Here is a 13,903-nt window from a genome sequence, read left to right as displayed (position 1 = left end):
GACATCCGCTGGGGCTTTCCTCCGGGCTTTCGTTCTGTTCTTGCGTTTCCGACTCTATCAGACTCTTCCGTGTCCGACTTCCTCGGCGCTTTCCAGGTTTCCGCTTTCGCGTTTCCCTTTCCGGCGGTCCCGACTCTATCAGCGGTTTTCCGTCCCCCTGACCACTCGCCGCATTACCGAAAAGGCATACGAAAAGAGAGGTGGGTTCAAGATCGATACTGAAGAGGAGGGTTCCCGTCCTTCGGCCGTTCGCGAAAAGTTCACACGAGGCGTCCTGGCGGGAGTCACGACAGTACAGCTCTGGGGGTGCCCAAGCAAATCGATTCAGGCGTATGGTCTAGTCCACCGGTCTAGTCCACTAGTCTCCCTGCCAACGGGGACGCTCGGACCAGGTCCAACATCGGGCGAACCCGAACATCTTGTGCCATATCCTTCAGAAGAGTACGCCGTTCGCGACAGGCAGTGACGGCGACACGAAGAGCCCCACCCCTGGGAGGCCCCCATGACCAGCGTGACGTCCCCACTTGCCGGGCGCGCCATCGGACTCGCGGCAGTGCCCGATCCGGTGTTCTCCGGCGCGATGGTGGGACCGGGCACCGCCATTGATCCCGTGCGTGAGCCTTCGGAGGCGGTGTCCCCCGTCGACGGTGTGATCGTCTCCCTGCACCCGCACGCGTACGTAGTCGTCGACAGCGAGGGTCACGGTGTACTCACGCACCTCGGGATCGACACGGTTCAGCTCAACGGCGAGGGCTTCGAGCTCCTCGTGAACAAGGGCGACACCGTGACCCGTGGCCAGACCGTCATCCGCTGGAACCCCGCTGCCGTCGAGGCAGCCGGCAAGTCGCCGATCTGCCCGGTCGTGGCGCTCGAGGCGACGGCCGAATCCCTCTCCGACGTCGTCGAATCCGGCGACGTGAAGGCTGACGACGCTCTCTTCAGCTGGCAGTGACACGTCCGCCTGTACGGGCGAGTCGGACATCCACCGCGGCGGCTCGGCCCGCCGCTCAATCGGAGACGGGTGAAATGGAGACAACGCTGCGAGGCGTCGGCGTGAGCCACGGGGTGGCGATCGGCGAGGTGCGGCACATGGGCACGGCGGTTCTGGAACCGCCGGCCAGGCAGATCACCGCGGATGAGGCGGCGCGCGAACAGGGGCGCGCCCGTCAGGCCGTGAGTGCCGTGGCGGCCGATCTGATCGCACGTGGCCAGCTGGCCGGTGGCGAGGCCCAGCACGTGCTCGAGGCCCAGGCGATGATCGCCGAGGACCCCGAGCTGATGGCGGACGTCGACCGGCGGATCGCCGTCGGCAGCACCGCCGAGCGCGGTGTGTACGACGCGTTCGCCGCGTACCGCGACCTGCTCGCGGGGGCCGGTGAGTACATGGCAGGCCGCGTGGCCGACCTGGACGACGTGCGCAACCGCATCGTGGCGCGGCTGCTGGGTGTGCCGATGCCGGGTGTGCCCGACAGTGACGAGCCGTACGTACTGATCGCGCGGGACCTGGCTCCCGCCGACACGGCTCTGCTCGACCCCGCGCTCGTCCTCGGTTTCGTGACCGAGGAGGGCGGGCCGACCAGCCACAGCGCGATTCTCGCGCGGGCGCTGGGCGTGCCGGCGATCGTGGCGCTGCCGGGCGCCGGTGAGATCGCCGAGGGCACGATGATCGCGGTGGACGGTAGTACGGGTGACCTGTTCGTGGACCCGTCGCCGGAGAAGCGGGCCGAGCTGGAGGCCGCGGCCGCCGAGCGCAGGGCGGCTCTCGCCGCCTCGTCCGGTCCGGGTGCGACGTCCGACGGTCACAAGGTGCCGCTGCTGGCCAACGTGGGCGGTCCCGCGGACGTGCCGGCCGCCGTCGAGGCAGGGGCGGAGGGTGTGGGTCTGTTCCGCACCGAGTTCCTCTTCCTGGACGACAGCAAGAAGGCGCCGTCCGAGGAGAAGCAGGTCGAGTCCTACCGCAAGGTCCTCGAGGCCTTCCCCGAGGGCCGGGTGGTCGTGCGGGTGCTGGATGCCGGCGCCGACAAGCCGCTGGACTTCCTGACCCCGGGCGACGAGCCCAACCCGGCGCTGGGTGTGCGCGGGCTGCGCTCGCTGCTGGACCACCCGGAGGTGCTGCGTACGCAGCTCACCGCGCTGGCCAAGGCTGCCGAGGGGCTGCCGGTGTACCTCGAGGTCATGGCCCCGATGGTCGCCGACCGCATTGACGCCAAGGCGTTCGCGGACGCCTGCCGGGAAGCGGGTCTGAAGGCGAAGTTCGGCGCGATGGTGGAGATCCCCTCCGCCGCGCTGCGGGCACGTTCGATCCTCCAGGAAGTCGAATTCCTGTCGCTGGGCACGAATGACCTGGCCCAGTACGCCTTCGCCGCAGACCGCCAGGTCGGCGCCGTGTCCCGGCTCCAGGACCCGTGGCAGCCGGCGCTGCTCGACCTGGTCGCCATGTCGGCGGATGCCGCCAAGGCGGAGGGCAAGAGCTGTGGTGTCTGTGGCGAGGCTGCCTCCGACCCGCTGCTGGCCTGTGTGCTGACCGGTCTGGGTGTCACCTCTCTTTCGATGGGTGCCGCTTCGATTCCCTATGTGCGGGCGACGCTCGCCAAGTACACGCTGGCCCAGTGCGAGCGGGCGGCCGCGGCTGCCCGGGCGGCGGACACGGCCGAGGAGGCCCGTGTGGCCGCGCAGGCGGTGCTGTCCGGCGAGTAGCCGGAGGCGTGGTGTTGTTCCGAGGGGCTCTCGCCGGTGGCGAGGGCCCCTCGGTCCGTCCCGGACCGGTCAGTGGTGCGGTCCGGGTGCGTCCACCTCGTACCCCGGGCAGTACTCGACGCCCGATTCGGGGGCGACGGGGTCCCCGGTGTCGGCGTCGGTGCAGTAGGCGTTGAAGACGGCCGCGGCCGTCAGGGCGGTGAGCCGGCCGCGGTCCAGGCGCCAGCCGTGGACCCGGTCCCCCCGGCCCTCGGCGGTGGTGCGTACCACCAGTCCCCCGGGGCCGCCGAGGGCGAGCCCGGCTGCGAGGACCGTCACGAAGTCGAGGCCTTCGCGGCCCTCGATGCGCGGCGGGGTGTCCGGGTCGTCGGTGGTGTCGGCGTGCAGGACGGCGACGAGCTGTTGCGCCTCGGTCGGGACGCTGCAGACGAAATGGTGGTGGCCGGGTCCGGCGCCGGCCACGAGCCGTTCGAGCGCGTGGGTGGCGCGTTCGAAGGAGGCCCGGCCGATGTCCTCGCCGCAGTCCGCGCAGCGGCCGACTTCGGCGAGGAGGCCGGTGGCGTACTCCCAGGTGGCCTGGCGGACGGCCTCGTCGACGAGGAGCGGGACGAGCTCGTCGATGGGCTGGCCGGTGTACGGGAGGACGGTGCCGCTGCCGGCCAGCTCGGCGGTGAAGCGGGCGCGGGTTTCGGCGGTGTCCGGGTCGAGGCCGTTCTCCCCGCAGTACTGGACGTACTCGTCGGGGTCGAAGAGGGCGACGGTGGTGTGGATGCCCTGGGCGGCGAGGGACCGGAGCAGTCCGTCCACGTGGTGGAGGTAGTCCCGGTGGTCGTCGAAGGTGAAGCTGCGGTAGCCGCGCATGGCCGCGAAGTCGCCGGCGTCGGCCAGTAGGCCGACGGTGCCGGGGACCTCGCGGCGCAGCGTGCGGCGCCGGTCGGTGGTGCGGGTCCGGTGCGTACCGGTGTCGTTCGTCTTGCGTGGCATGGCTCCCCCTGAGTGCCGCAATCACTTGCTCACTCAGAGTAATCAACGCCACTGACAGTGACCTCAGCCGCGGGTGCGGGCCAGCTCCTCGTAGAAGTGGAGGAGGTCGATGTTGTCGACGGAGCCCGGGTTGACCGCCTTGGCCAGAGGGGCGCCCTGCAGCAGGCGCTTGACCGGGACCTCGATGCGCTTGCCGGTGAGGGTGTGCGGGATGGCCGGGACCTCGATGATCTCGTCGGGGACGTGGCGCGGGGAGAGTTCCTCGCGGATCGTCGCCTTGATCCGTGCGCGCAGGTCGTCGTCGAGGGCCGCACCGGGGGCGAGGTGGACGAAGAGCGGCATCCAGTAGCCGCCGTTCGGCTCCTCCAGGCCGATGACCAGGGATTCCTTGATCTCGGGGAGGCGTTCGACGGCCTCGTAGATGTCGGCGGATCCCATCCGGACGCCCTGCCGGTTGAGCGTGGAGTCGGAGCGGCCGTGGATGATCACCGAGCCGTGGTCGGTGATGGTGATCCAGTCCCCGTGGCGCCAGACGCCGGGGAACATCTCGAAGTAGCTGTCGCGGTAGCGGCTGCCGTCGGGGTCGTTCCAGAAGTGGATCGGCATGGACGGCATGGGGTTGGTGACGACGAGCTCGCCGACCTCGCCGATGGCCGGCTTGCCGGAGGGGTCCCAGGACTGGAGGTCCGTACCGAGGCAGGCGGCCTGGAGTTCGCCGATGTGCACGGGGAGGGTGGGGACGGCGCCCGCGAAGCAGCTGCAGACGTCGGTGCCGCCGCTGACGGAGGCGATCCAGAGGTCCTCGGCCACCTCGTCGTGGAGCCAGCGGAAGCCGTCGGGCGGGAGCGGGGAACCGGTGGTGGCCACGCACTTCACGGCGGAGAGGTCGAAGTCGCGGGCCGGGTGGACCTCGGCCTTGCGGCAGGCCATGACGTAGGCGGCGGAGGTGCCGTAGAGGGTGGCGCCGGTGCGCTCGGCGATGCGCCACTGGGCGCCCGTGTCGGGGTAGCCGGGGCTGCCGTCGTAGAGCACGACGGTCGTGCCCGTGAGCAGTCCGGAGACGAGGAAGTTCCACATCATCCAGCCCGTGGAGGTGTACCAGAAGAACCGGTCCTCCGGGCCGAGGTCGCAGTGCAGGCCGAGCTGCTTGAGGTGTTCGAGGAGGATGCCGCCCTGCGACTGGACGATGGCCTTGGGGAGGCCGGTGGTGCCGGAGGAGTACAGCACCCAGAGCGGGTGGTCGAAGGGGACCGCCTCGAAGACGGGCTCGGTGTCGCCCGAGGTCAGGGCGGACCACTCCAGGGCCCCGGCGGGGGCGGGGGTGCCGAGGAGCGGGATGTGGACGACCGCGCGCAGGGAGGGGAGGTCCGCGCGGAGCTCGGCGACGGTGTCGCGGCGGTCGTGTTCCTTGCCGCCGTACCGGTAGCCGTCGACGGTGAACAGGACGACGGGCTCGACCTGCTGGAAGCGGTCGAGGACGCTGCGGGCTCCGAAGTCGGGGGCGCAGGAGGTCCAGACACCGCCGACGGCGGCGGTGGCGAGGAGGGCGACGGCGGCCTCGGGGATGTTGGGGAGGTAACCGCTGATCCGGTCGCCCGGGCGTACGCCCAGGGCGCGCAGCTCGGCCGCGAGCGACCCGACCTGGCGGCGGAGCTCGGCCCAGGTGACGGGGACGGGCTCGTGGGTCTCGTCCACGTACAGCAGGGCGGGGTCCGCGGCGCGCGCCGGGTCCTCGGCGGCGCGCAGCGCGTGCTCGGCGTAGTTGAGGGTGGCTCCGGTGAACCACTGTGCCCCGGGCATGGAGCGGTCGGCGAGGACGGCCTCGTACGGAGTGGTGAAGCGGACGTCGAACCATTCGGCGACGGCCTGCCAGAAGGTGTCGAGCTCGTCGACGGACCAGCGGTGCAGGGCGGGGTAGCCGCCCTCGGCGGGGGCCCCGAAGCGCGTTGCGGCCCAGGCCTGGAAGGCGGTGATACGGGCCGCGGCGATCCGGTCGGGGCCCGGCGCCCAGAGGGGTTCCGGCTGCGTGGCTGAGGTCATGGGTCGGCTCCCGGTCAAGTCTGCGGCTCGCGCTTCGTGTGCGTACGGTGCCATCGCGCGGGGGTGTGGGCGCGGCGGCTCACAGGGACCATGCCATGTGATCGTCCCCTGCACCAGGGTCGGCCTGGCGGGTCGGGTGATCGGCACGGGGGTGCCGCTGCAGGGTGAACGGAAGTTGAACGCCGTCCCCTCGGCCGGAGGCCGGTGGCAGGGTGAGCGGCATGGACGGTCGTGATCTGGTACGTGCGGTGAAGGACTTGGGTACGGAGCGCGGTCGGCGCGCCTGGCGCGCGGCCTGGCGCCACCGGCGCGCGGATGCGGTGGGGCTCCCGCGCCGGGGCGCGGAGCGGGCGCGTGTGCCGGGTCTGCTGACCGGTACGGAGCCCCGGCCGGGCGGGGGCGTGCTGCGGTTCGCGCGTTCGGAGCTGCTGGTACGGGTCGCGGTGGGCGGCGCCGTGTTCTGGAGTTGGGACGGGGCCGGGCCGACGCCCTCGTACGCGGTGGTGGGCGACGGCCCCGAGCCGGACCCGCGGGCGGTGCTGGAAGCGGACACCGGGGGCGGCTGGCGGGTGGTGTCGGAGCGGGTGACGGTGGCGGTGTCCCGGCACGGGGCGGTGGAGGTGCGCACGCCGGGCGGGGCGGTGCTGCGGCGGGAGTCGCCGCCGCGGTGGTGGGAGCCGGTGGATCCGCGGATGGGCGGGGCGCGGTGGCTGCAGCGCAGCGAGGTGCCGGCGGACGCGCGGTTCTTCGGGCTGGGCGGGCGGGCCGCGGGACCGCGGCTGCGGGACGGTGCGTACCGGCTGTGGAACACGGATCCGAAGGGGGGCTTCGGGCCGGGGACCGATCCGCTGTACCTGACGATGCCGGTACAGATGGTGGTCGCGGACGCCGGGACGCATCTGGCGTTCCACGACAACGCGTGGGACGGCCGGGTGGTGCTGCGCGAGGGTGAGGAGGGGGCCGGCTCGGGGGTGGACCGGCCGGGGGCGAGTGAGCTGCGGATGGACGGCGGGCCGCTGCGCTGCTGGGTGCTGGTGGGGACGCCCGCGCGGGTGCTGCAGGGGTGGTCGGGGCTGACGGGGGCGGCCGCGGTGCCGCCGGAGTGGGCGCTCGGGTACCAGCACGCGCGGTGGGGTTTCGGGAGCGCGGAGGAGGTGCGGCGGGTGGTCGCGGGGTACGCGTCGCGCGGGCTCGCGCTGTCGGCCGTGCACCTGGACATCGACCACTACGACGGGCACCGGGTGTTCACGGTGGACGAGGAGCGGTTCCCCGATCTGCCCGGGCTTGCGCGGGAGTTGCGGGAGCTGGGGGTGCGGCTGGTGTCGATCGTGGACCCGGCGGTGAAGGTGGGCGACGGGGTCCACGCGTCGGGGCGGGCCGTGGGGACGGGGGGCGCCTTCGTGCGGGACGCGCGGGGCGAGGAGGTGCGCGGCGAGGTGTGGCCGGGTGAGTGCGCGTACCCGGACTTCACGGATCCGGCGGTGCGCGAGTGGTGGGGCGGGCTGTACGAGGAGCGGCTCGCGCAGGGCTTCGCCGGTTTCTGGCACGACATGAACGAGCCGGTGTCCTTCGCGCCGTTCGGGGACAACACCCTGCCGAGGTCGGCGCGGCACGCACTGGACGGGGCGGGCGGTGACCACCGTGAGGGCCACAACGTGTACGCGTTGGGGATGGCGCGGGCGGGGTGGGAGGGGCTGGTGCGACTGCGGCCGGCCGAGCGGCCGTTCGTGTTCTCCCGGTCGGGGTGGGCGGGGATGCAGCGGTACGGGGGCACGTGGTCGGGGGATGTGGAGTCCAGCTGGGAGGGGCTGCGGGCCTCGCTGGCGCTGGTGTTGGGGCTCGGGCTGTGCGGGGTGCCGTACTCGGGCCCGGACGTCGGCGGGTTCGGGGGTTCCCCGTCGCCGGAGTTGTACGTGCGGTGGCTGCAATTGGGTTCGTACCTGCCGCTGTTCCGGACTCACTCGGCGATCTGGGCGGGGCGGCGGGAGCCGTGGGAGTTCGGGCCGGAGGTGGCGGAGCAGGCCGCGGCGGCGATGGCGGAACGGGAGCGGCTTCGGCCCTACTTCGTGACGCTGGCCCATCTGGCACGGCGGACGGGCGCCCCGTACGTGCGGCCGGTGTGGTGGGGGACGCCGGAGGAGCGGAAGCTGCGGGACTGCGAGGACGCGTTCCTGCTGGGCGATGCGCTGCTGGTGGCGCCGGTGCTGGAGTGCGGGGCGGACCGGCGGGCGGTACGGCTGCCGCGGGGCCGGTGGTACGACACCGCGACCGGGGTGGCGTACGAGGGCCCGGGCCAGATCCTGCTGGACGCTCCGCAGGGCCGGATCCCGGTGCTGGCGCGGGCGGGGTCCGTACTGCCGGTGCGCTCCGCCTCCGGTGACGGCCTGGAGCTGGAGGTGTGGGCGCCGGCGCGGGGGCGTACGGGCGGCGGGGTGGTGATCCGGGATCCGGGGCCGGGTTTCGGCGCGGGCGAGGTGGAGCGGTACACGGTGCGGTGGGTGGGGGAATCGGTGGTGGTGGAGGACGAGACGGGGAAGCCGGTGGAGGGGGCCACCGTACGGGGGCTCTAGCGAAAGCCGGTGGAGGGGGTCACGTCACGTACGGGGCTCCAGCCGCCCTTTCCGGATCTCAGCGCGACCCGATAATGCAACCATTGGTTGCACATGGGCCGGAGGTGGGCTAGCGTTATACGCAACCGAAGGTTGCGAAAGATGGAGACGGCCATGGAGTACGGGAGCATCGAGCGCGAGCTGCGCATCGACGCATCGCCCGAGGTGGTGTTCGAGGTGCTCAGCAGCCCCGAGCACATCCGGGACTGGTGGAGCGCCGAGACCGCCTTCGAACCGATCGCAGGTGCGACCGGCCGGCTCACCTGGACGGATGCGGAGACCGGCCGGCACGACTCCGCCCCGTTCACGGTGGTGGCGGCCGAGCCGCCCCGGCTGTTCTCGTTCCGCTGGACCTACGACGAGAAGGAAACGGAGCCGGAGGGGGCGGGCCCGGGCAACTCGCTCCTGGTGACCTTCGAGCTCGTCCCCGAGGGCGGGGGAACCACGGTCCGCTTCCGCGAGAGCGGCTACCGCGAGCGGGGCTGGGAGGCCGCCGTACTCGAGGCCCACTACAACGACCACCGGCAGGGCTGGGACTTCTACCTGCCGCGTCTGGTCGCGGCCGCCGACCGGCTGGCGGCACGGCGATGAGCACCGCCGTCGACGACGACCTGTGGTCCGCGATAGGCGACCCGACCCGGCGCCGCATGATCGACCTGCTGCTGGCCGAGGGCCGGGGGACCGCGACCACGCTCAGTGCGCACCTGCCGGTGACCCGGCAGGCCGTGACCAAGCACCTGGCCGTGCTCGACCGGGTGGGACTCGTCCGGTCCGAGCCGTCGGGGCGGGAGAAGCGCTACCGGGTGGACGAGGCACAGCTGGCCCGCGCCGTGGCCCAGCTGAACTCCGTCGGCGAGATGTGGGACGCCCGCCTGCGCCGCATCAAGAGCCTCGCCGAGGCGATCCAACGAGAGAGGAACACGGACAAGCAAGCCGACAAGCAACGCGACAGGCAACCCGAGAAGCGATCCGAGAAGTAGGGAGACCGAGATGGTGGACATCCTGCACCGGGTGGGAATCAGGACAACCCCGGAGAAGGTCTACGAGGCACTCACCACGGTCGAGGGTCTGGCCGCGTGGTGGACGACCGACACGAGCGGGAGCGGCGACGACGTCCTCCAGTTCCGCTTCGGCGACGTCGGCGGCTTCGACATGAAGGTTCTCGACCTGCGGCCGAACGCGCGGGTGCGGTGGGAGGTGATCGACGGTCCGGCCGAGTGGGTCGGGACCACGGTGGACTTCGAGCTGTCCCAGGACGGCGAGTGGACGATCCTCCTGTTCACGCACGCGGGCTGGCGCGAACCGGTGGAGTTCATGAACCACTGCAGCACCAAGTGGGCGATCTTCCTGATGAGCCTGAAGTCCCTGGTGGAGACGGGCGCCGGTGCCCCGCATCCGCACGACGTGCAGATCAGCAACTGGCACTGACACCACCCGCGCGACCGGGCACCGCGAGCGAGCCCCGTCGCCGCGCGACCGGGCCGGCAGCTGCCGGCCCGGTCGCGCGGCGACGGGGCTCAGGCGTACGTGCCCGCGAACCAGGACGCCGCCGCCCGGGTGTGGAGGGGGAAGGCCAGTTCCGACGGGGTGCGCAGGATGTGCCAGCCCGTGGTCTCGTCCGTCGGCTTCGATGCGGGCAGGTCGGCGGCCGGGCGGGTCGGGAGGAGGCCGAAGAGCAGGAGGTGGCCCGCCGGGGAGCTGAGGGCGTCGGCCAGGGTGACCTCCGAGGCCGGGGCGTCGATGCCGGTCTCCTCGCGGAGCTCGCGGACGACGGCATCGCGCCAGTCCTCGCCGAAGTCGATGAACCCGCCGGGAAGGGCGATGCCGCCGAGGCCCGGTTCGATGGTGCGGGTGATGACCACGAGGCCGGTCCCGTCCGCGTCCTCGACGGGGAGGAGGGTGACGGCCACCGGCAGCGGATTGCGGTAGGCGGTCGCTCCGCAATCCGCGCAGGTGCGGGGCCAGTCGGGGGTGGAGTACGGCGCTCCGCAGGTGGAGCAGTGCGAGTCCTTCAGGTGTGCCGGCATCCGGCGATGGTATTCCAAGGGGTCTGCGGGCGACGGCTGTTGCCGTACCTCCCCATGGACTCCACGGGGAGGTACGGCGCCTCCCCGTGACTGTCGCCCCCGTGTGGCCGTGAGTAGCGTGCCCGCATGACATTCAGCTCGTACGAGGAGTTCTGGCCGTACTACGTCGCGATGCATTCGCGCGCCGCCACCCGCTGGATCCATCTGACCGGCACGCTCACCGGTCTGGCCCTGACGGTGTACGGAGTGGCGCGCGGCCGCAGGCGCTACCTCGCCGCCCTTCCCCTGATCGGGTACGGGACCGCCTGGCCGGCGCACTTCCTGATCGAGGGGAACAACCCGGCGACCTTCGGGCATCCGGCGTGGTCGCTGCGCGGGGACGCACAGATGATCGGGATGATGCTGGCCGGGCGCGACGCGGAGTTGGCGGAGATCGCGCAGAAGTGGCTTGCCGAGAACCCGTGTCAGGGCTGCCCGCCCGTGGCAGACTCCTGAGGCCAAGTTCCTGACGATCCGTCAGGTCACTGACCAGGGAGGGGCATCGTGGCACGCACACGCACACCCGTCGTGAGCGGGTGGTTCACCGAGGACGGGCCGGACGGCAGGGGTTTCCGGCTGCTCGGTACCCGGTGCTCGGCCTGTACCGCGGTGTTCTTCCCGCGCGAGGACGCCTACTGCCGCAATCCGCGCTGCCCCGGCGGCGGCGAACTCGCCGAGGTTCCCCTCTCCCCCCGCGGCCGGGTGTGGTCCTACACCGACGGGCGCTACCGGCCGCCGGCCCCCTACGTGTCCGACCCGGCCGCGCCCTGGGCTCCGTACACGCTGGTCGCGGTGGAGCTGGAGGCCGAAGGGATGGTGGTGCTGGGGCAGGCCGTTCCCGGCGTGGGGGTGGCCGATCTCGCGGTCGGTATGGAGGTCGAGGTGGTCGGGGGCGTGCTGAACGAGGACGCCGGAACCGTCTGGACCACCTGGCACTTCCGGCCGGTGGGGGGTGCAGAGTGAGCGCCGACATCGCCGTCCTCGGGGCCGGAATGCATCCCTGGGGCAAATGGGGCCGCAGTTTCGTCGCGTACGGGCGGACCGCCGCGCGTGCGGCGCTGGCCGACGCCGGGCTGGACTGGACGGACGTGCAGTCGATCGTCGGCGCCGACACCGTCCGCTCCGGCTACCCGGGCTACGTGGCCGGCGCCACCTTCGCCCAGGCCCTCGGCTGGCAGGGCGCGCGGGTGACCAGCGTGTACGCGGCCTGCGCGTCGGGCGCCCAGGCCATCGGGGCGGCCCGCGCGCAGATCCTGGCGGGCCTGGCCGACGTGGTCCTCGTGGTCGGCGCGGACGCCGCACCCAAGGGGTTCTTCGCGCCGGCGGGCGGCGACCGGCCCGACGATCCGGACTGGCTGCGGTTCCGCGTACTGGGCGCCACCAACCCGGCGTACTTCGCGCTCTACGCCCGGCGCCGGATGGCGCTGCACGGGGACACCCTGGAGGACTTCGCCCGGGTCAAGGTGAAGAACGCGGCGGCCGGGGCGCTCAATCCGCACGCCCGCTACCGCAAGGAGGTCACCGCGGAGGAGGTCGCGGCCTCGGCCGTGGTCGCCGATCCGCTCCGGCTGCTCGACATCTGCGCCACTTCCGACGGGGGAGCGGCCCTGGTGCTCACCAGCATGGACTTCGCGCGGGCGCGCGGGGTGGCCGATCCGGTGCGGATCCGGGCCGTCTCGACGGTGACGCCCACGTATCCGCGGACGGTGCTGGACCTGCCCGACATCGCCACCGACTCGTCGGTGGCCGCCGCGCCGGCGGCCGGGTCCTTCCGGTCCTCGATCGCCCGCGCGGCCTACGAGGAGGCGGGGCTCGGCCCGGACGACCTCTCGCTCGCCGAGGTGTACGACCTGTCCACGGCGCTCGAACTGGAGTGGTACGAGGACATCGGGCTGTGCGGGGAGGGCGAGGGCGCGAAACTCGTACGGGAGGGAGCGACGGCTCTGGGCGGCCGCATCCCGGTCAACACCAGTGGCGGGCTGGCCTCCTTCGGGGAGGCGGTGCCGGCGCAGGCCATCGCGCAGGTGTGTGAGCTGACCTGGCAGTTGCGCGGTACGGCCGGGGACCGCCAGGTGGCCGGCGCGCGCGCCGGGATCACCGCCAATCAGGGGCTGTTCGGCCACGGGTCGGCCGTCGTCGCCGTGCGCTGAACAGCTCGTGTTGTCCGAACGCTTGACGGCCCCCGGCAGCAGGTTCACACTCGCTCCACAGTCCCGCGCCGCGACCGGGACCCGAGCCCCCCGTGAGAGCTGCGGCCCGTACCCCAGTCGGCGGGGGTACGGGCCGCCTCCATGTCGGCGGCCGGTGACGGGCCCCGTGTCGGCGGCCCGGGTCGGAGAGCCGGCGTGTCAGGCACACGGCCCGTCAGGCGCCCGATGTCAGGCGCCCGGGCCGTCAGGCGCACGGTCCGTCAGACGCCCGGGCCGTCAGGCGCCCGCCGAGAGGCTCCGGCGCCGCTCGCGCGCCAGGGACATCGCGTGCTCCACGACCCCCACCAGCACGTCCTTCACCGACTCCCGGTCCCGGGCGTCGCACAGCAGCACCGGCACCCCGGGGTCGAGGTCGAGTGCCGTCCGTACGGTCACCACGGGGTGCCGGTCGGCTCCGTCGAAGCAGTTGACCGCGACCACGAAGGGAATCGCGCGCCGTTCGAAGTAGTCGATGGCGGCGAAGCAGTCCGCGAGACGGCGGGTGTCCGCGAGGACGACCGCGCCGAGCGAACCCTGCGCCAGCTCGTCCCAAAGGAACCAGAACCGGTCCTGCCCGGGCGTGCCGAACAGGTACAGCACCAGGTCCTCGCGGAGCGTGATGCGCCCGAAGTCCATGGCCACCGTGGTGGTGCTCTTGCCCTCCACTCCCCCGGTGTCGTCGACACCGACGCCCGGCTCGGAGAGCCGTTCCTCGGTGCGCAGGGGTCTGATTTCGCTCACCGCGCTGACCAGGGTGGTTTTGCCCACCCCGAAGCCGCCCGCGACCAGGATCTTCAAGGTCAGCGGCTCGACCGGCGACACCGCGTGCATGGCACCGGTGCGGCTAAAGCGCCCGAAGGCCATCGATCACCTCACGCAGAATGGATTCATCGGGCAGTTCGGCCGGGGGTACCGGCCTGGTCACGTGGACCAGTTCCTCATCGACCAGGTCGCCGATCAGGACGCGGACGACCCCGACCGCGAGGTCGAGATCGGCCGCCAGTTCGGCGACCGACTGCGGTCGGCCCCGGCACAGCCCGAGGATGTGGGCGTGTTCCGGGGAGAGGGTCATGTCCCAGACCGGATCGTCGGCCGCCGGTTCGGCGACGACGAGCGCGATCAGGTCGAGGCGGTGCTGGCCCGCGTGGCTGGTCCGGCCGCGGGTCATGGCGTACGGACGGACGACGGGACCCGCATCGTCGTCGAACCAGTGCGCGTGGTCGGGGTCCGGGTAGGACGGGTCGTCGTAGGACGGGTCGTCGGAGAAGCCGGCGGGAAGGTCGGCGGGGTGGTCCTGGCCTGAATCGCTCATGCCCTA

14 protein-coding genes are annotated in these 13,903 nt (G+C 72.2%); 9 read left to right on the top strand and 5 right to left on the bottom strand.

Annotation, left to right across the window (positions count from 1 at the left end):
* Window positions 1-502 precede the first annotated feature (502 nt).
* On the top strand, window positions 503-952 hold the full coding sequence (locus IE257_RS36550) for a PTS sugar transporter subunit IIA (protein WP_189974209.1): 450 nt from the start codon (window positions 503-505) through the stop codon (window positions 950-952).
* 74 nt (window positions 953-1,026) lie between these two features.
* Window positions 1,027-2,697: a phosphoenolpyruvate--protein phosphotransferase gene (ptsP, locus tag IE257_RS36545; RefSeq protein WP_189974207.1), complete on the top strand. Its 1,671-nt coding sequence runs from the start codon at window positions 1,027-1,029 to the stop codon at window positions 2,695-2,697.
* 69 nt (window positions 2,698-2,766) lie between these two features.
* Here the strand turns inward: ptsP and IE257_RS36540 are convergent, their stop codons facing one another.
* Window positions 2,767-3,681: a DUF8829 domain-containing protein gene (locus IE257_RS36540; RefSeq protein WP_189974205.1), complete on the bottom strand. Its 915-nt coding sequence runs from the start codon at window positions 3,679-3,681 to the stop codon at window positions 2,767-2,769.
* Window positions 3,682-3,744: 63 nt separating this feature from the next.
* Window positions 3,745-5,721 (bottom strand): acetoacetate--CoA ligase, encoded by a 1,977-nt coding sequence (locus tag IE257_RS36535; protein ID WP_189974203.1) that lies wholly within the window; start codon window positions 5,719-5,721, stop codon window positions 3,745-3,747.
* Window positions 5,722-5,942: 221 nt separating this feature from the next.
* On the opposite strand from IE257_RS36535, the gene IE257_RS36530 reads away from it, so the two are divergent.
* The 4 genes from IE257_RS36530 to IE257_RS36515 all read left to right on the top strand — a co-directional run bounded on the left by IE257_RS36530 (window position 5,943) and on the right by IE257_RS36515 (window position 9,758).
* Complete coding sequence (locus IE257_RS36530) at window positions 5,943-8,291, top strand: glycoside hydrolase family 31 protein (protein WP_189974201.1); 2,349 nt, start codon at window positions 5,943-5,945, stop codon at window positions 8,289-8,291.
* A gap of 141 nt (window positions 8,292-8,432) precedes the next feature.
* The gene (locus IE257_RS36525) at window positions 8,433-8,921 is read left to right on the top strand and encodes an SRPBCC domain-containing protein (protein ID WP_229920877.1); all 489 of its coding nucleotides are present in this window, start codon (window positions 8,433-8,435) and stop codon (window positions 8,919-8,921) included.
* Window positions 8,918-9,310, top strand: coding sequence for an ArsR/SmtB family transcription factor (locus IE257_RS36520; protein WP_189974199.1), 393 nt, complete (start codon window positions 8,918-8,920; stop codon window positions 9,308-9,310). The genes IE257_RS36525 and IE257_RS36520 overlap by 4 nt, the downstream gene beginning before the upstream one ends.
* 10 nt (window positions 9,311-9,320) lie before the next feature.
* Complete coding sequence (locus IE257_RS36515) at window positions 9,321-9,758, top strand: SRPBCC family protein (RefSeq protein ID WP_189974197.1); 438 nt, start codon at window positions 9,321-9,323, stop codon at window positions 9,756-9,758.
* A gap of 89 nt (window positions 9,759-9,847) precedes the next feature.
* On the opposite strand, the gene IE257_RS36510 is transcribed toward IE257_RS36515, so the two are convergent.
* Window positions 9,848-10,357 carry an NUDIX domain-containing protein gene (locus IE257_RS36510; protein WP_189974195.1) on the bottom strand — a complete coding sequence of 170 codons (510 nt, stop codon included), beginning with the start codon at window positions 10,355-10,357 and terminating at the stop codon, window positions 9,848-9,850.
* A 126-nt stretch (window positions 10,358-10,483) separates the two neighbouring features.
* Here IE257_RS36510 and IE257_RS36505 point away from each other — a divergent pair, with 126 nt between their 5' ends.
* The 3 genes from IE257_RS36505 to IE257_RS36495 are packed head-to-tail and all read left to right on the top strand — an operon-like array spanning window position 10,484 to window position 12,546.
* Complete coding sequence (locus IE257_RS36505; protein ID WP_052875867.1) at window positions 10,484-10,852, top strand: Mpo1-like protein; 369 nt, start codon at window positions 10,484-10,486, stop codon at window positions 10,850-10,852.
* A gap of 48 nt (window positions 10,853-10,900) precedes the next feature.
* Entirely contained in the window at window positions 10,901-11,359 is a 459-nt protein-coding gene (locus IE257_RS36500; RefSeq protein WP_189974193.1) for a Zn-ribbon domain-containing OB-fold protein, read from the top strand.
* Window positions 11,356-12,546 carry a lipid-transfer protein gene (locus IE257_RS36495; protein ID WP_189974191.1) on the top strand — a complete coding sequence of 397 codons (1,191 nt, stop codon included), beginning with the start codon at window positions 11,356-11,358 and terminating at the stop codon, window positions 12,544-12,546. Before IE257_RS36500 ends, IE257_RS36495 begins: the two co-directional genes overlap by 4 nt.
* A gap of 276 nt (window positions 12,547-12,822) precedes the next feature.
* On the opposite strand, the gene IE257_RS36490 is transcribed toward IE257_RS36495, so the two are convergent.
* Together IE257_RS36490 and IE257_RS36485 are read right to left on the bottom strand one after the other, a co-directional pair.
* Window positions 12,823-13,449 carry a GTP-binding protein gene (locus IE257_RS36490; RefSeq protein WP_030016310.1) on the bottom strand — a complete coding sequence of 209 codons (627 nt, stop codon included), beginning with the start codon at window positions 13,447-13,449 and terminating at the stop codon, window positions 12,823-12,825.
* On the bottom strand, window positions 13,430-13,897 hold the full coding sequence (locus IE257_RS36485) for a DUF742 domain-containing protein (RefSeq protein WP_189974189.1): 468 nt from the start codon (window positions 13,895-13,897) through the stop codon (window positions 13,430-13,432). The genes IE257_RS36490 and IE257_RS36485 overlap by 20 nt, the downstream gene beginning before the upstream one ends.
* Window positions 13,898-13,903 lie beyond the last annotated feature (6 nt).

It is taken from the genome of Streptomyces avidinii (assembly GCF_014650695.1).
GTDB classification, from domain to species: domain Bacteria; phylum Actinomycetota; class Actinomycetes; order Streptomycetales; family Streptomycetaceae; genus Streptomyces; species Streptomyces avidinii.
Note: the sequence above shows the minus strand (reverse complement) of the source record. Positions and strands in the feature narration are given on the sequence as shown.